Origin of the sequence: Kushneria konosiri, assembly GCF_002155145.1 — a bacterium.
Classification (GTDB): Bacteria; Pseudomonadota; Gammaproteobacteria; order Pseudomonadales; family Halomonadaceae; genus Kushneria; species Kushneria konosiri.
In genome coordinates, this window is record NZ_CP021323.1 from 2,085,602 (window position 1) to 2,106,041 (window position 20,440).

Consider the following 20,440-nt stretch of genomic DNA (forward strand, 5'->3'; position numbering starts at 1 on the left):
AAGTTGTGACACGATCATGCCGATAGCAGCGCTGTTAAGCGCCCGGATTCGACATGATGTTTCATACGTGTATCCCCGCACAGCGGGGCTTTTCCCTGCTTGAAGTACTGGTGGCCATGGTGGTGCTCAGTCTTGGCGCCATGGGGGTCATGAGCCTGGTACTGCATGCCCAGCAGGCCAATGAGCAAGCCTTGCAGCGTGGCCGCGCCACGCTGCTGGTTAACGACATGCTGGAGCGGCTGCGTGCCAATGCTACCCGCGAGGCAATGACCGTTTATAACGTCGGGGAGCACGCGAATGCTCCCATCGGTGCTCAGCAGCAGCAGGGCAGCAGCGATTGCCGGCAGACGAGCTGCGACAGTCAGGCTCTGGCGCGTTTTGATCTGGCTGACTGGGAGCAGCAGATCATGCAGGCACAGGGCCAGAGCTATCGCCTTGATGGCCTGCCACAGGCACATGCCTGTATTACGGTCACACCTCAGACGCAGCGCTTTGATGTCACCATTACCCTTGTCTGGCTGGGTGTTGGCCGGGGAGGCGTTGCCGACACCACCGTCTGCGGCAGCAGTGACATTACCAGTGCGCGTCAGGGCGTAACCGCCAGCAGCCGCTATCACCCGGTTCGTGGCTGATGGCCCTTTCACCTTCCTCAGCGCACGCTCAGCAGGGAGTGACCCTGCTGGAGATGATGATTGCCATGGCGATCGGGCTGGTGGTGCTGTCAGCCGTGATTGTGCTTTATACGCAGACGGCGCGAAGCTTTCATCAGCAGCACGCCATGGCGGACCTTCAGGTCAGGGGGCGCATGGCCACGCAGCTATTGGGCGAGGAGCTGCGGCGTACCGGATTCTGGGGTGAGGTCATGTCGCCGGCGCGCAGCGGTGAATGCAGCGACATGCTCGAGGCCGTCAAGATTGAATGTGCCCTGCCTGTCTGGGGAGGTACCGTGGCACAGGCCAAGGTGCTTGGTCTTGTGCCCCAAAGCGCCGCAACCATTGATCATGGCGCTGCAAACCCTTCGGCGGTGGTGGCCGTGCGTTACGCCGATCATGGTAACGGGACCTGCCTGACACTGGATGCCTCGCGACAGCTCACCCTCGCTCAGCCCTGTCAGGGTAACTGGCACTATCGCACCGGTATCTATCATTTGCGCATGGTTGACGACGCGTACAGCGGAGAAAAGGTTCCGGCGCTTTACGTCACTCAAATCGAGAAGCCCAATTCCGACGAAAGACCCGTCAGTAGCGAAATCGTGCGCCATGTCGAAGCCTTTGAGGTGGAGTGGGGGCGTGACGACACCGGCGACGGCAGCGCCAATCAGTTTTATGGCAGTGGGGCGGTCGCCCAGTGGACGGCGGTTGACTGGGATAGCGTGGTTGCGGCGCGAATCTATATGGTGATGCGCAGCGAGAAAATGGCGCAGCCGGTGCCGGCGCGCGAGTTTCTTGTCGCCGGGCATGCGCTTACCTTTGGCCCTGATCATTATCAACGACGCTTGTTCGTGACCACGGCAACCCTGCGCAATGGCCGGCTTCGAGGGGCTTATGGTTTCTGATCACCGCCAGAAAGGCTTTACGCTGGTCATCGGGTTGATGTTGCTGGCCGCCATGACGCTGCTGGCCGTATCGCTGGTCCAGCGAGGACTACTGGATACTCGCCTGGCCCATTATGCCGAGACCGGCGTACAGGACTTTCAGCAGCAGGATGGCCAGATCGAGACACAGCTGGCGCAGCTCGACACGCTCATGCCTGTCTATCTGACTCGTCAATGCAGCAAGGAGGTGGTGCCGCCCGAGGCTGGAGCACAGCTGAGCGTGCAGCGACTGTGTCTTGAAAATGAGCAGGTGGGGCTTTCCAGTGCCGTGCGTGAACAGCTTGAGCGGCGCTATGCCACAAGCCTTGCCAACACGGAGAGTCAGGCGCTACAGCGTTATCGCTATTTTAACCTGCGCATCGTGCCCGAGAATTTTCAGTCTTCACGGGATCAGTCGCGAGGCGTCTATCAGGGTGTTGTGACGCTGAGTACGGGAGGTGCGCCGTAATGAGTATTGGCTCATTTAAGTGCCAGGTGCATTGGTGGGTATTGATGGCGCTGGTGACATGCCTTGCGGTGTCATGCGTCGCTCGTGCCGACGATGTGGACATCTATCTGCCGGCTTATCAGGCCAGTGGCGGTGGCGGGCAGCCGCAGGTCATGCTGATCATCGATACTTCGGCCAGCATGCAGACAGCGGTTGGCAGCAGTACTAAGTCTCGCCTGCAGGTGACAAAGGAGATTATCTCGGGGCTGGTCAGCAAGCATCCCGGGATCAATTTTTCCCTGAGCGTTTTCAATGATAACGGTGCCTATTGTAACGACAGTACCTGCAATATTATTCAGGAGCGCTATCACGGCGGACGTATTGTCCGGTCCTTCACCAGAGAGGCCCGGCAAAGCGGTAGTGAACGACTGACCCTTCTCGATACCATCAGCGCCCTGCAGGCCAATACCTCTACCCCGCTGTGCGAAACCATGGCTGAAGTATACCGTTATATTATTGGGCAGGATGTTGTTTACGGCAAGGACAGTGGTGGCGTCTCGCCCATGCGCGACAGCAGTGCCGAAGATGGAAACGGTTATTACCACCGTCCGTTAAGGGCTTGTGAAAACGTTTATGTCATCTATATGACGGATGGCGTACCGCAGTGGGACACCAATGCCAATGCCGGTATACGCCAACTGACCGGCCAGACATGTAATCTTTATAATGCCGTCGATCCAGTGGACTCCACAAAAGAGTCGCGACAGGAAAACTGCCTGCCTCAGCTGACACGTTTCATGGCCGAGAGGGATCTGGCCAGCAATCTATCCGGTCCCCAGCACGCCTATACCTTTACCATCGGCTTTACTACGCGACAGCAGCTTCTTCAGGATGCTGCTCGGCCACCGCCGGGTATTTCGCAGGGTTACTATGAGGCCAGCGACCGCGACGGGCTCGATCTGGCCTTCAGCCGGATTCTGGGCAGCATTATTGAAAACGAAACCCAGACGCAGCGTTTCAGTACAGTGGCCAATATCGAGGGCACGGAAAACCTGGGCCTGGTTTATGCGCCCGGTTTTCTGCCGCGCGGTTATGTGCCCTGGACCGGCAACCTGAAAAAATTTGCGGTGGAGGCGAGCCAGTCCGTCAATCCGGTCCAGCGCGATCTCTGGAGCCGAGGTGTTTCGGAGATTGCTGCCCCCGGTGCGGTCGAGCAGGGGGGCGCCGGAGCGCGACTGCGAGAGCAGGTGCTTCTGGGCAGAAACCTTTATACCGATCTGGGCAAGAGTGCTTCATTTGGTTTGCTCGCCCGACCCGGTGTCGATCAGACGCTGGATGGCGATGGTATCGATGCGAAAGCCCTGGGCGTTCTGAATCAGGCGGGCTATACCCCCAGACAGTTGGCGGATTGGGTCTACGGACGAGATGTGACCGGGGAAAGCGAGACCGATATCAGGCCCTGGGTCATGGGGGATATCGTGCATTCGCAGCCGCTGGCGATCAATTATGGCTGCGCCGATGGGCGCTCGAGCTGTTCGGTGAGTGATCAGCGCGTTCGCATTTTTGTGGGGACCAATGAGGGCGTACTTCACGCCATAGACGATGTTGATGGCTCCGAGCGCTGGGCCTTCTGGCCGCGCGAGACGGCAGCCATTGCCGTTTATCGCATGCTCAATACCCGTCCGGAGTATCCGTGGCCTGATGGTGCGGGCGGTCAGCAGTATCTGTCCCAGTCGACGCACTACGGCATTGATGGCTCTCCAGGGGCCTGGCTTGTCTACGACAGGAGGTCGGACGCCGACGGTCAGCTTCACGTAAAACTGGAAAAGGCGGTGCTGGCGTTTGGATTCGGACGAGGTGGTCGTGGCTATTACGGCCTGAACGTGATCGAGCCGGATGCACCGAAAATGGCCTGGCGCACCGGTGCGGCGGACTGGGGACAAAGCTGGTCCACACCGGTGGTGGCCACTCTGGCGGACGGACGCGCTGTCTTTCTGGTCGGCATGGGGTATGACATCACGGCCGGCACTCAGGCCGACCGTGGACCTGCCCGGTTTGGCGCAGGCATGGCAGTGATCGATGCCCAGAGTGGGGTAATCGTGGCCTCGCTCAAGGGGCCGAAAGACAGTGTACCGGCGACCATGACTCCCGTGGATCGAGACTTTGATGGGGCAGTGGATGGCGCCTTTTTTGGCGATATGGGGGGCAATGTCTGGTTTGCCGATCTGCAATTGGGTAATGATGGCCTGGGTCGGAACAGAACGACCTCGGACTGGCAGCTTTATCAGGTGGCCTCACTGGGACGTCATGATCAGGCGGGCATCGATCGCGCCTTTTTTAATCGAGCCAATCTGGTACGCACCTATCTGGATCAAAAGCCCGTGGATCTTTTGATGCTGGGTAGCGGTAACCGTGCCAACCCATTGGAAGCCGATAGCCAGGATGCGTTTTATATTCTCGACGTCAGCCGCTGGCTTGATGGTTCCCTAAAGGACCCTGTACCCGGCATACTCAACAATAATGCTCTAATTGAAGTGTTGTCACAGGACTCAACCTACACACTACGTGCCCCAGTGGATCAAAAAGGGTTTCTGGACGTGAATGCCTTTCACGGCTGGCGGTTGATGCTGCCAGCCGGAGCAAAGGTGCTATCGGATGCCTCCACGATCGCCGGCAAGACGCTGTTTACGACCTACCAGCCTGAAGTGCCTGCCAACATGTGCATGGCCGCTCGTGGCGCTTCAACACTGTATGGTTTTTCCCTGCCGGTCTGGCATGACGATGGACATCAACACGAGCAGCGCGAGGCCACGGTTCGAAGTGCCAAAATGGGGAACTATCTTCAGGAGACCCCTGACCTTTTGATAGAGGGTCTACGCACCCGGGTGCTGGACAGTGGTCGGGCTCAACTGGTGGCAGAAGTGTTGAGTGATGGAGACGTGCCCAATACCGAAGAAGATAACGGCTGTGGCCAGTATGATGCCGAAGACGAGACTTTCAGAGAATGTCTGGTCGCGGCCCCGTTATGGTGGTACCAGCAGTAAGCGCACGGCACGTCGTATATATGACAGGGCCATGCCAGGCAATAACACAATAATGGGCTCAAAAGGCCGGGTGCAGGGAACCAATGCTGGAAATCTACGAGCAGATTTTTGCAAACAGCGATCACCGGCGTCTCGCTCGCTGGCTGCGGCTGCGGCTGCGGCTGCGGCTGCGGCTGCGGCTGGGACTGTTCATGCTGGCCTATTTTCTGCTGGCAGTAGGGGCCATGAGGCTCTCCATTGTCGAGGCGGATATGGTGGCGCCATGGCTGGCCGGGCCCATGGCCATCGGTGCTCTTGTCCGTCTGCATCCGCGGGACTGGGGTGTGCCCATGGTGGGGATCGCGTTGGCCGACCTGATGGCCCAATATCTGTGCCATCCACCTCATGATGTTCTTCGGTATACCTTCGTCAATGCCATCGAAATCCTGGTCGGTGTTTTCTGGCTGCGCTGGCAGTTCAAGGGCGTGCTGATCACAAGCACGATCTCTGCATTTCTGAGTATCCTGCTGATTGGCACCTTTTTGATTCCGCTGATCAGCTCCTTGATGCTGGCATCGACAGGTGTCCGTGATGGTTCGGGTTTTTTCCGGATATGGTGGATCCACTATCTCTCGGGCTTTCTGGGCATGCTTGTCATGTTGCCGGTAGCCCTCAAAAGTTCCATCGATCGCTGGCGTGCGCTGCTTTCGTCAAACATCCTGAACGGTTTTAACGCTGTGCTGCTGCTGACCGTTGCAGTGAATGCGGGCATCGTGTGTTTTTTCCCTGATGAAGTGACCTGGAGCATCGCAATGCTGCTGCTCGGGGCGCTTTTGTTCGATTTTTTTCGAAGCACCCTGCTCAATGCCGTGAGCGTCAGTTCACTGGCGATACTGGTTCATTTCTGTCAGCAGGACGGCACCGCTCATATCGATATGTTTCACTACGTCACCATTGTATTGACGGTGTTGCCAGCGCTTTTGCTGGCCATGGCGTTACATGATTTCCGTCGTGAGCAATCTCGGTTACAGCAAAGCGAGCAGCGCTGGAAGTCGGCTCTGGAGGGAAGCGGCCAGGGGGTCTGGGAGATCGATCTCGTGCACGGTCAGATCAGTGCTTCCCTGGAGGCGCATCGTTTGATCGGGGAGGAGATGGGTACTTCCTGCTCGATGGTGCTGTGGCGTGAGAAAACCCATCCTGACGATGTGGCACGCGTCGAGCAGGCGTTTGACGCTCATATTGCCGGGAAAACGCCACTGTATGTTGCAGAGTATCGCGTGCGTCAGAGAGATGGCAGCTATCGCTGGTATCAGTCCCGCGGCAAGGTCATGCAGTTTGATGAGCTGAACCGTCCGCTGCAGATGGTCGGCACGCTGATCGATATCCATGCGGCTCGCCAGGTGGAACTGGAGCGCGAGCAACTCGCTCGTGATCTGCAGGAGGAAAAGGAGCGTTTGCAGGTGACGCTCCATTCAATCGGGGATGGGGTCATTGCCACTGACATGGCCGGCAAGGTCGTGTTCATGAACCCTGTCGCCGAAGAGATTACCGGCCTAAACTTCTCGCAGGCCAGGCAGTGTCCACTCCAGGAAGTATTTCATCTGCACGGGCCGGACATGGCGCCGCAGACGCTTGAGCTGGTCAATACCTGTCTGTTACGCAATGAAGTCTGCATGAGCGGAGACGATGCGGTATTGATTAACAAGGGGCAGGTACCGCGTGAAATTAATGCGACCGTTGCGCCGGTGCGGGCCGCGGGTGGTGCGCCCATGGGGGTCATCGTGGTCTTCCAGGATCTGTCACGCGCACGGGAGCTTCAGCGGCGCCTGAACTTTACCGACAGTCATGACGCCTTGACGGGGCTTTATAATCGTCGACGTTTTGAACAGGCGGTAGATGAGGTCATCGATCAAAAGGGCGTTGAACCCGCCATTCTGGCGATACTGAACCTTGATCATTTCCGCGTCATCAACGACTCGGCGGGCCATCTGGCAGGAGATGCACTGCTGATCGAGATTGCCCGTCTGATCGAGCAGTATCTCGGTGATCGGGATGTGTTGGCTCGATTGGGCGGAGACGAGTTCGCCCTGTTGCTTCATGGGCGCGATATCGAAGCGTCGGCGGCATGGGTGGAAACCGTGATCGAGGCCATCAGCGCCCTGCGGTTTTCCTGGGAGGGTCGTGTGCATGAAGTGAGTGTCAGCGCCGGACTGATACCGGTAGACCATCAGGCCGAAAGCTTTGGCACCCTGCTCAGTCGCGTCAATGTGGCCTGCTATACGTCACGTCAGTATGGGCGAAATCGGGCGACTATCTACCATCCCGGGCAGGAAGATATTGAGCAGTACCATCGTGATATCTTCATGGCGGCAGGACTGCGCGAGGCCATCGAAAATGATCGTTTCGTACTGTTTTGTCAGAGGATCGCCCCCCTGCAGGGGGAGGGCAATGATTATCTGGAAATCCTGGTCAGGATGCTGGGACGGGAAGGCGAGATAGTGGCGCCAGGCGCCTTTATTCCGGTAGCTGAACGCTATGGCATCATGGCAGGTGTGGATCGCTGGGTGATCGAGCGTGTGCTTGTCCATGATGGTGAGCGTATGGAACAGGTCCTCGATGGCCGCTCGCTGAGCATCAATCTATCCGCCAATTCGCTCAACGATGCCACCTTTCTGCCCTGGTTACAGGAAATTCTGTCGGTGTCTCCTCTGCCACCTCAGGCACTGATCTTCGAGATTACGGAAACGGCACTCATGAACCACCTCACTCTGGCCGTCGAAGTGATTGCCGAGCTGCGAAGTGCGGGGTGTCGTATTGCGCTGGATGATTTCGGAAGCGGCCTGAGCTCTTTTGGCTACCTGCGCAACTTCGTTGTCGATATCATCAAGATTGACGGCGGTTTTATACGTCACGTGAGTGACAACGCAGTGGATCAGGTGATTGTGGATGCCATCAATCAGATCGCTCAGCGTCTTGGTGCGTTGACCGTGGCCGAATTTATCGAGGATAGCGCCAGCGTGGAAAGGCTTGTCAAGATGGGCGTGAATTATGGTCAGGGGTATTATCTGCATCGCCCGATGCCGCTTGAGAAGCTTTGGCTTGAATAAACGCCCGCTCTTCAAGTGGTCTGGCAGTCACTCTTGTCGATGTCCTGAAAGCGCAGACGCCCCAGCCGATTGATGATCAGCTTTCGTCCTTGTTGCTTGTGGCAAAGATAAAAGGTGCCGTTGAGAATACTGCTCGAAAGTCTGGGGTGAAAAACGAGTGTTTCCGACAAGCCCTTCCAGCGCAGGGTAACGTGCTCATCTCCTTTGATGCGATAACGCACATGCCCCCTGTCATCCAGCACCAGCAGATACTTCCATTGGCCATCACAGTTATCTCCGTCACGGCTGCCACACAATGTCCACGGGCGGTCGTGATTCAGACTGGCCATTCGAGCCTGTTGAATCAGTCCCTGTACATCTCGCATCTGAGTGTCCAGCAGATGGTTGGCATGCCACTGTTGCATGGAAGGGATGAACCAACCGATCATCAGTGCCAGAAGGGCCATGGCCACCACGGCATCGATCAGGGTAATCCCCTGCTGAGCTCGCACAACGTTCCCCTTTGCCCTTTACTGGTTTGATTTAACGGCGGAATGCTCGATTTATTAAGTTGTTCTAATTTTTGGTGTGCAGGAGCGTTGAGACATGACACATAAAGGACTGAGGGGCGTGTGAACGCAAGCGATGTGATCGTGGTAGGCGGCGGCATCAATGGCATGATGAGCGTCTTCAAACTGATACAGCAGGGCTTTCGGGTCACGCTTGTGGAGCGGGGCCAATGTGCACAGGAAGCCTCCTGGGCCGGCGGCGGTATTTTGATACCGCTCTATCCATGGCGTTATCGCGACCCCATCGCTCGTCTGGATGCTCTGGCAGCGCCTCAGTGGCTGACGCTTGCCAATCTGCTGGCAGAGACGACCGGTATCGATCCGCAATATACCGCTCACGGCATCATGCATGTGAGAGTCGAGGATGCCGACAGGGCGCGGGACTGGTCTGCACGCCATGATGACATGCTGGTGTCCCTTGCTTCTTCAAGGGCATTTGAACAGCTGGGGCCGTGGGTGACGCCCTCTCTGGAGCCTGCTTTCTGGTTGCCCGAGCGTGGCAGTATTCGAACGCCGCGACTGGGACAGGCGCTGCGACAGTGGCTGCTGGACCATCCGCGCGTCACGTTGATCGAGCACTTTGAGGTCACCTCACTGCTAACGGTGAACGGGCGGGTCGAGGGTGTGACGGGGCCTCGGGGCCGGCATTTGGCACCGCATGTGGTCATGGCCGGCGGCCCCTGGACAAGGCAGTTGCTGGAACGTCATGTGTTGTTGGCCATTACGCCCGTTCGGGGGCAGATGCTGCTCTTTAGAGCCGAGAAGGCGTTGCTTCCATCGGTGATGTTGATGAATGGCTTTTATCTGATTCCCCGACGCGATCATCATATTCTGGCCGGCAGCACCTTTGAGGACGCCGGTTTTGATCGGACCACCACCCGAGAGGGCTACGCGCGGATTCACGCCATGGCATGTGAGATGCTGCCAGCGCTTGAAAAGGTCGAGGTTACCCACCACTGGGCGGGGCTGCGCCCCGGCTCACCAGACAGCATTCCTTTTGTCGGCGCGGTGCAGGAGGTTGAGGGGCTTTATATCAACGCCGGCCACGGCGGCAACGGTGTGGTGCTGTCTCCTGCCACGGCGGATCTTCTATGTGCTCATGTTTCAGGCACGCCATTTCCGGTAGACCCGACGCCCTACATCGTGCCTTGCTCAGGGTGAGCGTCGACGTGGCTTTGGCCCGTTACTGATAAAACGAGCCTGATGCTCCTGGCAGCAGAACCAGTGTCTTTCGCTTGGCAGATGACGCGATAGTTCATTGACGTGAGAGTCTTCCAGCGCGTCATGGCGCGACACATGCACATGGCAATAGGCGCAGCGGACCATGGCCTCTCCCGAGGATGGCGTCGGCGGTTGTGGTTGACGCTGACGCTTCAAGCGTCGATAGAACAGCCATCCCAGCCAGAGCAGGGCGGCGACAATAATCAGTCGGGCCATGTGAAGGATTCTGACTCCTGAAATGATGACGGACAGGCCATGGCGCTGCTGCAATTCGGAGAGTATCCCGAAAAGGCAGAATGGTCATTGCCATGATCGTTATAAGGGCGTTGCCCGGATGCCTTGTGTCAAAGCGTATCATGACGATGCCTGCGCTGCGTCAGGCTGAATTGAAAACGCCCCGCCTTTCGGCAGGGCGTTCGGAGTCACCGAGATCCTGGTTCACTCATCCATGGTCTTCAAGACTCAGCGAGCCACCGAGATAGCGTGGGTTGAAGGTCTCACCATTGAGACGAGCATTGTCCGGATCATTGTGGATCAGTTCGGCCAGTGCCTGGCGAGCTTCCTTCTTCATGTCCAGACCCATGTAGCCTTCTACCATGACCGCCAGCGCATCACGTGTTGCTGGCGTCTGTGGGTAGTGCTCAAGCACCCAGCGCCCGCGATTGACAGCCGCCAGATAGGCCTGCTTGCGAAGATAGAAATCGCCGATCTGAAGCTCATGACGCGCCAGCACGTTGCGCAAAAAGATGATGCGCTGACGGGAATCGGGCGCATAGGTACTGTCAGGGAAGCGCCTGACCACCTCGCCGAAATCGACGTAGGCATCACGAGTGGCGCCTAGGTCGCGCTTGGAAATGTCGATCAGATCCAGGCTTTCCAGGCTGAACCTGCCGGATTCCCAGGCGGCCATACCTCGCATGTAATAGGCGTAATCGACCTGCGGGTGGTCAGGATGAAGCCGGATAAAACGGCTGGCTGCGGCCCGCGAGGCTTCCCAGTTGCCAACCTGATAATAGCCGTAGATCAGCTCGAGCTGAGCCTGCTGGGCGTATTCTCCGAACGGATAGCGATTATCCAGCGTTTCAAGCTGCGTGACGGCAGCGGAGTAGCGGCCATTGTCGAGCGAGCGCTGAATGTTTTGATAGAGCTGCTGCTCGGTAAGCTCTTTATCCTGCTCCTGGCTCTGGCTGCTGGCGCAACCGGCCAGCATGACGGCAGCCAGCGCAAGGGCGCTCAGGGAAATGGCGCGCATTGTCGTCCTCGTCTCAAACAAACCGTGGCGGCATGATAGAATCCGCCCAACAGCTACTGAATGAAGTGTGTGGGGGCCTACTATACGGACCGTCAGTGCATTACGCGAATGACGCGCTGCCTGTTCCCGGTACCAATGACCCCGCACTATAAAGCATTGTAAAGCCGTGGCGAAATGCTCGGCCCATGCTCCTGCAGAGAATTGCATGTCACAGACCATCGAACAAACACGCATTGTCCCCGACGCCATGACCGGTCTACGACTGGACCAGGTGGCCGCAGAACTCTTTGATGAGTTTTCCCGCGAGCGCCTCAAGGGCTGGATCAAGGAGGGCGCCCTGACCGTGGATGGCCAGCGCCTGCGCCCTCGAGCCCCGGTCATGTCAGGCGCCGTACTGGCGCTCAATGCCGTGCTGGAAGAAAACCGGGTCTGGGAAGCCGAGGCGATCGCGCTGGACATCGTGCACGAAGACGATGACGTGCTGGTGATCAACAAGCCGGTAGGGCTGGTCGTCCACCCGGCCGCGGGTAATCAGAGCGGTACGCTGCTCAATGCGCTGCTGCATCATGCGCCGGCGCTTGCGACCCTGCCACGTGCCGGCATTGTTCATCGTCTGGACAAGGACACCAGCGGGTTGATGGTGGTAGCCAAAACGCTGGCGGCGCAGACCTCACTGGTCGAGCAGCTACAGGCTCGTCGGGTCAAGCGTGAATATGACGCCATCGTTACCGGCGCCATGATTGCCGGCGGCAAGGTCGATGCGCCCATCGGACGCCATCCGGTAGATCGCAAGCGTCAGGCGGTGGTGGCCAACGGTGGCAAGCCGGCGGTAACGCACTACCGAGTGGTCGAGCGCTTTCGGGGGCATACTCATGTTCGCTGCCGACTGGAAACCGGCCGTACGCACCAGATCCGCGTGCACATGGCGCATCAGCGCTTTCCTCTGGTAGGTGACCCGGTCTATGGCGGGCGCCTCAAGCTGCCTGCCGGTGCCGGTGAAGCCCTCAAGGAAGTGCTGCGTCATTTCTCGCGTCAGGCCCTGCATGCGCGCCGCCTGGCCTTCATGCATCCCACCCATCATGAACTTGTCGAGTTTGGTGTAGAGCTGCCCGATGACATGTTCATGCTGCTTGATATTCTGCGCGAGGATCAGACAGAGGCATGAATCAGGACAGCCGTGATCAGCAGCCCACACTCATTGTCCCGGACTGGATCGCACCGGGATCGGTTGGTGCCTTTGTCACCACCCGCGAAACAGGGCCCAGTCAGGGCGTCTATGCTTCCTTCAATGCGGCTTCCCATGTAGGAGATGACCCTGAAACGGTGGCCTGGTTACGTCAGCTGCTGGGGGCAAGAATCGGTGATCACCGGCCGCTGTTATGGCTGGATCAGGTCCATGGCGCGCGCGTGCAGCAGTCCTTTCAAACGCCGCCGCCGCAGGCTGATGCGTCCATCGCGTTCGATCAGCGTTATGCCTGCGTGATCCAGACGGCCGACTGTCTGCCGGTCCTGTTCTGTGACAAGCGCGGCACCCGGGTCGCGGCTGCACATGCCGGCTGGCGGGGGTTGGCCGGTGGTGTGCTGGAAGCCACCGTGGCTGCTCTGGGTTGCCCATCTGATGAGGTCATGGCCTGGTTTGGGCCTGCGATCTCCAACATGCAGTATGAAGTCGGGCATGAGGTACACGATGCTTTCGTGAATGTACACCCAGAAGCCGCCAGTGCCTTTGAGGCGAGCCCTTACCGGCTGGGGCATTTCATGTGCGACCTTTACCGGCTGGCACGCCTGCGTCTTGAGGCGCTGGGCATCACCGACATCAGTGGTGGTCATTTCTGTACGGCCTCCGATCCCCGCTTTTATTCCCACCGCCGTGATAACGGCCTGACCGGGCGGATGAGCAGTGTGATCTGGCTTCGTTAGGGCGCGGCAGGCGCTCTAATCAGAAGTGTTGAATTTAACATAATATTTTTACCGCTCCTGCTTGAAACGCTTTCCGGCGCCCCCATCTTTGTTGGCAATATACTGATACACGCGCTTTGAGATGCCGGTGCTGCGATGATGCAGCCCTGACCGGCCAGAGCGCCGGATGAGAGGACACGGGATGCGAATCGACAAGCTCACCAGTAAATTGCAGGCCGCTCTGGCCGATGCCCAGTCTCTGGCAGCAGGGCGCGGTCACAATCAACTACAGCCGGGGCATGTGCTGCTTGCATTGCTGGACAGCCGGGATTCCGGCTTCAAGGGACTGATTCAAAAGGCCGGTGGCGACCCGGGCCGCGTGCGCGACGCGCTGACCAGGGTGGTGGACGATCTGCCTACCGTCAGTCAGTTCGATGGCAATGTCACCATGGGCCAGGAGCTGGGCCAGCTGTTTAATCTGGCCGACCGCGAAGCACAAAAACGCGGTGATCAGTTCATTGCTACCGAGCTGGTGCTGCTGGCGGCGCTACAGACAAAGTCGGCCATCAGTCGCGCATTAAGCGGGGCAGGGCTCTCCGAGCAGGGCGTGCGTCGTGCCATTGATGCCTTGCGTGGTGGCGACAGCGTCAACGATGCCGAGGCCGAAGAAAAACGCGAAGCGCTCGACAAGTACACCACGGATCTGACCGAGCGCGCCGCCAGCGGCAAGCTGGACCCGGTGATCGGACGTGACGATGAAATTCGCCGCACCATTCAGGTGCTGCAGCGTCGGACCAAGAACAATCCGGTACTGATCGGTGAGCCCGGCGTCGGCAAGACGGCCATCGTTGAGGGGCTGGCCCAGCGCATCGTTAACGGCGAAGTGCCGGAAAGTCTCAAGGACAAGCGGGTGTTGTCACTGGACCTTGGCGCGCTGCTGGCCGGCGCCAAGTATCGCGGTGACTTTGAGGAGCGCCTCAAGGCCGTGCTCAATGAGCTGGCGAAGGAGGAGGGACGGGTTATCCTCTTCATTGATGAACTCCATACCATGGTGGGCGCAGGCAAGACCGAGGGCTCGATGGATGCGGGCAACATGTTGAAGCCTGCGCTGGCCCGCGGTGAGCTGCACTGTGTGGGCGCTACCACGCTGGATGAATACCGTCAGGACATTGAAAAGGACGCCGCGCTTGAGCGCCGTTTCCAGAAGGTGCTGGTCGATGAGCCTTCCGAGGAAGACACCATCGCCATTCTGCGTGGGCTCAAGGAGCGTTATGAGGTCCATCACGGGGTAGATATTACCGACCCGGCCATCATCGCCGCCGCACGTCTGTCGACGCGCTATATTACCGATCGCCAGCTGCCGGACAAGGCCATCGATCTGATCGATGAAGCGGCTTCTCGCATTCGCATGGAGATGGATTCCAAGCCCGAAGAGATGGATCGTCTCGAGCGCCGCCTGATTCAGCTCAAGATCGAGCGTGAAGCCCTCAAAAAGGAGACGGATGAGGCCACTCGTAAACGCCTCGAGCTTCTGGAAGGCCAGATTGAGACCATGTCGCGAGAATACGCTGATCTTGAAGAGGTCTGGAAGTCCGAAAAGGCCAGCCTTCAGGGGGCAGCGCAGTACAAGGCTGAGCTTGAGCAGGCGCGTACCGATCTGGAGGCTGCGCGTCGCCAGGGGGATCTGGGGCGCATGTCGGAAATCCAGTACGGCCTGATTCCGGATCTGGAACGCAGGATCAGCGAGGCCGGTGAGGCGGAAAGCACGCCCTTGAAGCTGCTTCGCTCAATCGTGACCGAGGAGGAAATCGCCGAGGTCGTCTCGCGCTGGACCGGCATTCCGGTATCCAAAATGCTTGAAGGCGAGCGCGACAAGCTCCTGCGCATGGAAGAAGCACTGCATGAGCGGGTCATCGGCCAGGATGAGGCGGTCACCGCCGTATCCAACGCCGTGCGTCGCTCTCGCGCCGGGATCAGTGATCCCAACCGGCCCAACGGCTCCTTCCTGTTTCTGGGGCCAACCGGGGTGGGCAAGACCGAGCTGTGCAAGTCGCTGGCAGGATTTTTGTTCGATACCGAAGAGGCGATGGTGCGCATCGATATGTCGGAGTTCATGGAGAAGCACTCCGTGGCTCGTCTGATCGGTGCCCCTCCAGGCTATGTCGGCTATGAACAGGGCGGCTATCTGACCGAGGCCGTGCGGCGCAAGCCCTATTCGGTGCTGCTGCTTGATGAGGTGGAAAAGGCCCATCCGGATGTCTTCAACATCCTGCTGCAGGTGCTCGAGGACGGCCGCCTGACCGATGGGCAGGGGAGGACGGTGGATTTTCGCAACACCGTGATCGTCATGACCTCGAATCTGGGCTCCAGCATTATTCAAAATTATGCCAGCGAGCAGGATGATGCCGGCTATGAGCGCATGCGTGCTGCGGTCATGGATGAAGTGTCTTCGCACTTCCGCCCCGAGCTGATCAACCGCATCGATGAGGTGGTCGTGTTCCACGCGCTGGGTCAGACGCAGATCAAGGCGATTGCCAACATCCAGCTGGATCAGCTGCGTCGTCGGCTGGCGGATCGCGATGTCTCGCTCGCCATCAGCGAGGCGGCCATGGAGCAGTTGGCCGAGGCAGGTTTCGATCCGGTCTATGGGGCGCGTCCGCTGCGTCGCGCCATTCAGAACCGGATCGAAAACCCGCTGGCTCAGGCATTGCTGTCCGGACGCTATGCTCCGGGTGATACCGTCCATGTGGAGGCCCGTGACGGCGAGCTGACCCTCGAGCAGGATGAAGCGGTATAAGAAGCGCTATCGGCGTTAAACGATAAAAGGGCGGCTACTTTGGTAGCCGCCCTTTTCATGTGCTGACACCCTGTATCAACCGGATGTCAGGGTGCGGTATTGCTCAGCGTGGCGTCCGGATAAATCGACAGCAGCGCGCGCAATACACCATTGGTCCATCCAAAACCATCCTGAGACGGATACTCGCCGCCATCCGGCGCGCCATCCAGGTCCATGACGTTGTACTTCTCCAGCAGCTTGTGATCCTTTTGGAAGCGGTAGAAGTTGTTGTGCATCCAGCGCTTTGCAATCGTGTCGGCCAATTGGTCATGACCATAGCGTTTGAGCCCCTTGATGGCCATCCACTGAAGCGGTGCCCAGCCATTGGGAGCGTCCCACTGCTGCACGGTATCGATGGTCGATGTCATCAGGCCGCCTGGCTGAAGCAGCTGATGTTCCAGCGTATTGGCGACGTGGCCGGCCTGCTCTTCGGTCGCCACACCAAAATAAAGGGTGAATACAATCGAGGCATTGACGCTGGTCGTCAGTTCGTTGCTATGCCACAGGTAGTCGCCGAAACGCTTTTCTTCCTGCGACCAGAACAGCCGGTGCAGGGCATCCAGCCTTGAATTGGCAGCACTCTGGAACAGGTCGGCGCGCTGATAATGGCCAAGCCTGCGATGGGTTGACGCCAGAACGGATTCCATGTGGTAGAGCAGGCAGTTGAGATCCAGTGGGAGGATGTCCACGGTGCGAATGGTGCTCAGATCATGCGGGTCGCTCAGCCAGCGCGAGCTGAAGTCCCAGCCGCTTTCGGCCCCGGCACGAAGATTGCGCCACACCTCGATGTGATCCCGATTTGAGAGAGTCGCCGTCTCCAGATCCTCTCGAAAGGACTCCTCACGAGGCGTATTCAGATCGTCCCAGTAACGATTGAGCAGCGTGCCTTCGGCGAGCTTGACGCAGCGCCGATAGGCTTCGCCATGGTGAAGCGCCTCGACACCATCCATCCAGTAGGTATATTCCCGCTCCATCTGTGGCAGATAGTGCTCATAGGTTTTTTCGCCATCATGCTGGGCGAGCTGGCCGACCATGCCGCAAAAAAACGGCGGCTGAGAGCGTGATAGATAATAGGTGCGGTTCCCGTTGGGAACGTGACCATAGGCGTTGATCAAAAAGGCGGCGTTATTGACCATGTCACGAACCAGATCGATGCGACCGCTTTCACGCAGGCCCAGCATGGTGAAATAGCTGTCCCAGTAATAGATTTCGTTGAAACGACCACCAGGCACCACATAGGCATGGGGCAGGGGCAGGCGGGACGAGCTGGGGTTGTAGCGTGGGCGCGGCTGACGCGTCAGCACATTCCAGAGGGCATCGATATGGTCACGTATGGTGTTCTGTCGTTGCGGGGGCTCAACGTTGGCCTGAGTTTCGATGCGCTCAAAGCGTGCTTCCACGAATTCACGCAGGGCCTTGTTGCTGATACAGGGGGCGTCACCACAGTCCGAATGATGTTCGCAGAGGTGAGCATAATCGGCCATGATCTCGTCGGCCGGTTTGGTCGGGATCATATCCACAAAGGTTTTGCTGTCATCGAACAGACCGCGACTCTGGACATCGTGAAACAGCCTGCCCCAGAGATGCTCCGGCAATGGCGGAAGCTCGGCAACTTCGGGCGTATCCGGCATCGAAGGTGTCAATGCGGCAGCGGTCATGGTCATGGCAAATTCCTGAAACAATAAATGGCGTTTCTGCCCGATCGTTACTGGCAGGTGATAAGTGACGCTGTCCTGACAGCTTCGGGACGCTTCTGGTACATAAAGCTTCCCTTTATGTTGACCGGTGTTAACGCAGGATAGTTCATCCGATGTCTTTACCCCTGACACACATCATAACGGCAGACACTAATCAAAACTGTTGTGCTTCCATGCACTGATATCGTGCAATATGTCACCTCTATTCGAGGTCTGAGCGCTATAAATGCGCATCCATCAGTTGACAGCGGGACATCACTGATAGAGTCTTGAAGGTTCCTGATTGCAGGCATGAATTCCTTGGGTAACCCCCGAGGTCATGAAGGACAGTCGCGAGGCGACTGCCTGCCTGCCCAAGGACCTGAACAGGCGGGCCAACCCCCTGCCTGATCAACGCCCCTATATGTCGACCCGACATGAGATTGAGCAGGTCCTCGCTGCAGCCGATCATCAGAATGCAGCATCAGGTGTCGCAGGCCCCGGGCCGCGGCAGGCGGCACAGCCGTCCTCGAACTCCGATGCGTATGGCATCGTGAACGCACTCGAGACCTTATAGGGGAACTCAAACGTGGAATTGCTTTCCGGAGCCGATATGATCGCCCGCTTCCTCAAGGATGAGGGCGTTGAATATATCTACGGCTACCCCGGCGGTGCAGCGCTTCATATCTATGATGCGCTCTTTCGCCAGGATGATGTCAAACATATTCTTGTTCGCCATGAACAGGCGGCAACCCATATGGCCGATGGCTATGCCCGTGCTTCCGGTAAACCCGGCGTGGTGCTGGTCACCTCGGGTCCCGGAGCGACCAATGCGGTCACGGGGATTGCGACGGCCTACATGGATTCCATTCCGATGGTCGTGCTGTGCGGCCAGGTCGCCAGTCACCTGATCGGCGAGGATGCCTTTCAGGAAACCGACATTGTCGGCGTGACCCGGCCGATCGTGAAGCACAGCTTTTCGATTCGTCATCCATCCGATATCCCCACCGTGCTCAAGAAGGCTTTCTATATTGCCTCTTCCGGCCGTCCCGGTCCGGTGGTGATCGATATTCCCAAGGACATGACCGCCCCGACCGAGCGCTACGAGTACGTCTATCCGCGCAAGGTAAAGCTGCGTTCATACAATCCTGTTTCACGCGGGCATACCGGTCAGATTCGCAAGGCTGTCGAACTGATGATGAGCGCCCGACGTCCCGTGATCTTTGCCGGTGGCGGGGTGATTACCGGTCGTGCCTCCGAGGCACTGACGGCGCTGGCGCATCGGCTCAACATTCCCGTCATTACTTCCCTGATGGGGCTGGGTGCCTTCCCGCAAAACGATCCGCAGTCGCTGGGCTGGCCCGGCATGCATGGCTCCTATGAATCCAACATGGCCATGCACAATAGCGACCTGGTGCTGGGTGTCGGGGTGAGATTCGATGACCGCGTGACCAATAACGTCACACGGTTCTGTCCGGACGCTCGCATCATTCACATTGATGTTGATCCCAGCTCCATTTCAAAGACCGTACATGCCGATGTGCCCATCGTCGGGGCCGCCGATCACGTACTCAATGAAATGCTCAACCAGATCGGCCAGCGCACGGAAGCACAGGAGTCGCTGGATGACTGGTGGGAGAGGATCAATGACTGGCGTGACGAGCGTCGAGGCAAGCTCTATGAGCCGGCCGCTGCCGGTGAGCCGCTCAAGCCCCAGCAGGTCGTCGAAGCGGTACATCGCGCCACGCACGGCGATGCCTACGTCGTGACCGATGTTGGTCAGCATCAGATGTTTGCTGCTCAGTACTACAAGTTCAATCAGCCCAATCGCTGGATCTCGTCCAGTGGACTGGGCACGATGGGCTTTGGTCTGCCGGCCGCCATGGGCATCAAGCTCAACTATCCCGATGAGCATGTCGTCCTGTTTACGGGGGAGGGCAGCTTCCAGATGATGATGCAGGAGCTGTCGACCTGTAAGCAGTTCGGTATCCCGGTCAAGATCGTCAACCTCAACAATGCCTCGCTGGGGATGGTACGCCAGTGGCAGGATCTGAACTACAAGTCCCGCCACGCGCATTCCTACATGGAGTCGCTGCCTGACTTTGAAAAGCTGATCGAAGCCTATGGCTTCAAGGCCATTACGGTAAGAACGGCCGATGAGCTTGAACCGGCGCTTGAAGAAGCATTTCGTTCGAAGGAGGAGCTGGTGTTTCTCGATATCCATGTCGACCCGCGCGAGCACGTCTATCCGATGCAGGTTCCGCAGGGGGCCATGTGTGACATGCTGCTGTCGAAGACGGAGCGAACCTGATGCGTCATATCATATCGATGCTGCTTGAAAATGAGCCGGGCGCCCTGTCACGCGTGATCGGACTATTTTCCCAGCGTAACTTTAATATCGAAACGCTCAATGTGGCCCCCACCGATGACCCGACCCTGTCGCGTCTGACCGTGACCACCAACGGTGATGAGCGCATCATCGAGCAGATTACCAAGCACCTCAATCGACTGATTGATGTGGTCAAGCTGGTGGATCTGACCGAAGGCGCGCATATCGAACGCGAGCTGATGCTGGTCAAGGTCAAGGCGCAGGGGAGTGCCCGTGATGAGGTCAAGCGCACGGCAGACATCTTCCGGGCGCAGATCGTGGATGTGACGCCAAGCGTCTATACCGTGCAGATTACCGGCGACGCCAACAAGATGGATGCCTTCTTGCAGGCAGTCACGCCCCTGGGGGTGCTGGAAGTGGCTCGTACCGGCGTGTCCGGGATTGCACGTGGTGACAAGGTGCTGAGCATCTGACACCGAAGTTTGTTTGCACAACGTTTAGATTAACCGATAGCGTTTATGTCAACCG

General features: G+C 58.2%; 15 protein-coding genes. 11 read left to right on the plus strand and 4 right to left on the minus strand.

The genetic code is table 11. The features are described 5' to 3' along the window. Positions 1-53 precede the first annotated feature (53 nt). From pilV to B9G99_RS09625, 5 genes are all read left to right on the plus strand, one after another. Complete coding sequence (pilV, locus tag B9G99_RS09605) at positions 54-632, plus strand: type IV pilus modification protein PilV (protein WP_086621963.1); 579 nt, start codon at positions 54-56, stop codon at positions 630-632. Next, on the plus strand, positions 632-1,555 hold the full coding sequence (locus tag B9G99_RS09610) for a PilW family protein (RefSeq protein WP_086623407.1): 924 nt from the start codon (positions 632-634) through the stop codon (positions 1,553-1,555). The genes pilV and B9G99_RS09610 overlap by 1 nt, the downstream gene beginning before the upstream one ends. Beyond that, the gene (locus B9G99_RS09615) at positions 1,545-2,042 is read left to right on the plus strand and encodes a PilX N-terminal domain-containing pilus assembly protein (protein WP_148663940.1); all 498 of its coding nucleotides are present in this window, start codon (positions 1,545-1,547) and stop codon (positions 2,040-2,042) included. The genes B9G99_RS09610 and B9G99_RS09615 overlap by 11 nt, the downstream gene beginning before the upstream one ends. After that, positions 2,042-5,065, plus strand: coding sequence for a PilC/PilY family type IV pilus protein (locus B9G99_RS09620; protein WP_086621967.1), 3,024 nt, complete (start codon positions 2,042-2,044; stop codon positions 5,063-5,065). The genes B9G99_RS09615 and B9G99_RS09620 overlap by 1 nt, the downstream gene beginning before the upstream one ends. An 83-nt stretch (positions 5,066-5,148) precedes the next feature. Then, positions 5,149-8,151, plus strand: a complete 3,003-nt coding sequence (locus B9G99_RS09625) for an EAL domain-containing protein (RefSeq protein WP_086621968.1) — start codon at positions 5,149-5,151, stop codon at positions 8,149-8,151. Positions 8,152-8,162: 11 nt separating this feature from the next. Here B9G99_RS09625 and B9G99_RS09630 read toward each other — a convergent pair whose 3' ends face one another. Further along, a complete protein-coding gene (locus B9G99_RS09630; RefSeq protein ID WP_086621970.1) occupies positions 8,163-8,642 on the minus strand; it encodes a GspH/FimT family pseudopilin in 480 nt (159 codons plus the stop codon). Positions 8,643-8,762: 120 nt separating this feature from the next. On the opposite strand from B9G99_RS09630, the gene thiO reads away from it, so the two are divergent. Continuing rightward, positions 8,763-9,860, plus strand: a complete 1,098-nt coding sequence (gene thiO, locus B9G99_RS09635) for a glycine oxidase ThiO (RefSeq protein ID WP_086621973.1) — start codon at positions 8,763-8,765, stop codon at positions 9,858-9,860. Here thiO and B9G99_RS09640 read toward each other — a convergent pair. Continuing rightward, a complete protein-coding gene (locus B9G99_RS09640; protein WP_086621975.1) occupies positions 9,852-10,136 on the minus strand; it encodes a PP0621 family protein in 285 nt (94 codons plus the stop codon). The genes thiO and B9G99_RS09640 overlap by 9 nt on opposite strands. 226 nt (positions 10,137-10,362) lie before the next feature. After that, complete coding sequence (locus B9G99_RS09645) at positions 10,363-11,172, minus strand: outer membrane protein assembly factor BamD (protein WP_086621977.1); 810 nt, start codon at positions 11,170-11,172, stop codon at positions 10,363-10,365. A 205-nt stretch (positions 11,173-11,377) separates the two neighbouring features. On the opposite strand from B9G99_RS09645, the gene rluD reads away from it, so the two are divergent. The 3 genes from rluD (at position 11,378) to clpB (ending at position 15,868) form a co-directional block, all read left to right on the plus strand. Next, positions 11,378-12,337 (plus strand): 23S rRNA pseudouridine(1911/1915/1917) synthase RluD, encoded by a 960-nt coding sequence (gene rluD, locus B9G99_RS09650; protein WP_086621979.1) that lies wholly within the window; start codon positions 11,378-11,380, stop codon positions 12,335-12,337. Then, the gene (gene pgeF, locus B9G99_RS09655) at positions 12,334-13,092 is read left to right on the plus strand and encodes a peptidoglycan editing factor PgeF (RefSeq protein WP_086621980.1); all 759 of its coding nucleotides are present in this window, start codon (positions 12,334-12,336) and stop codon (positions 13,090-13,092) included. Before rluD ends, pgeF begins: the two co-directional genes overlap by 4 nt. A gap of 181 nt (positions 13,093-13,273) precedes the next feature. After that, positions 13,274-15,868 carry an ATP-dependent chaperone ClpB gene (gene clpB, locus B9G99_RS09660; RefSeq protein ID WP_086621982.1) on the plus strand — a complete coding sequence of 865 codons (2,595 nt, stop codon included), beginning with the start codon at positions 13,274-13,276 and terminating at the stop codon, positions 15,866-15,868. A gap of 86 nt (positions 15,869-15,954) precedes the next feature. Here clpB and treF read toward each other — a convergent pair whose 3' ends face one another. After that, positions 15,955-17,571 carry an alpha,alpha-trehalase TreF gene (treF, locus tag B9G99_RS09665; RefSeq protein WP_227875773.1) on the minus strand — a complete coding sequence of 539 codons (1,617 nt, stop codon included), beginning with the start codon at positions 17,569-17,571 and terminating at the stop codon, positions 15,955-15,957. Between the two features lie 601 nt (positions 17,572-18,172). Here treF and B9G99_RS09675 point away from each other — a divergent pair. Beyond that, entirely contained in the window at positions 18,173-19,894 is a 1,722-nt protein-coding gene (locus B9G99_RS09675; RefSeq protein WP_086621985.1) for an acetolactate synthase 3 large subunit, read from the plus strand. Continuing rightward, on the plus strand, positions 19,894-20,385 hold the full coding sequence (ilvN, locus tag B9G99_RS09680) for an acetolactate synthase small subunit (protein ID WP_086621987.1): 492 nt from the start codon (positions 19,894-19,896) through the stop codon (positions 20,383-20,385). The genes B9G99_RS09675 and ilvN overlap by 1 nt, the downstream gene beginning before the upstream one ends. Positions 20,386-20,440: the final 55 nt, after the last annotated feature.

Coding starts and splice junctions, on each gene's coding strand:
- B9G99_RS09620 (WP_086621967.1), top strand. CDS start 2,042: ATGAGTATTGGCTCATTTAAGTGCCAGGTGCATTGGTGGGTATTGATG.
- pgeF (WP_086621980.1), top strand. CDS start 12,334: ATGAATCAGGACAGCCGTGATCAGCAGCCCACACTCATTGTCCCGGAC.
- B9G99_RS09610 (WP_086623407.1), top strand. CDS start 632: ATGGCCCTTTCACCTTCCTCAGCGCACGCTCAGCAGGGAGTGACCCTG.
- clpB (WP_086621982.1), top strand. CDS start 13,274: ATGCGAATCGACAAGCTCACCAGTAAATTGCAGGCCGCTCTGGCCGAT.
- rluD (WP_086621979.1), top strand. CDS start 11,378: ATGTCACAGACCATCGAACAAACACGCATTGTCCCCGACGCCATGACC.
- B9G99_RS09615 (WP_148663940.1), top strand. CDS start 1,545: ATGGTTTCTGATCACCGCCAGAAAGGCTTTACGCTGGTCATCGGGTTG.
- B9G99_RS09640 (WP_086621975.1), bottom strand. CDS start 10,136: ATGGCCCGACTGATTATTGTCGCCGCCCTGCTCTGGCTGGGATGGCTG.
- B9G99_RS09645 (WP_086621977.1), bottom strand. CDS start 11,172: ATGCGCGCCATTTCCCTGAGCGCCCTTGCGCTGGCTGCCGTCATGCTG.
- treF (WP_227875773.1), bottom strand. CDS start 17,571: ATGACCATGACCGCTGCCGCATTGACACCTTCGATGCCGGATACGCCC.
- B9G99_RS09625 (WP_086621968.1), top strand. CDS start 5,149: ATGCTGGAAATCTACGAGCAGATTTTTGCAAACAGCGATCACCGGCGT.
- pilV (WP_086621963.1), top strand. CDS start 54: ATGATGTTTCATACGTGTATCCCCGCACAGCGGGGCTTTTCCCTGCTT.
- ilvN (WP_086621987.1), top strand. CDS start 19,894: ATGCGTCATATCATATCGATGCTGCTTGAAAATGAGCCGGGCGCCCTG.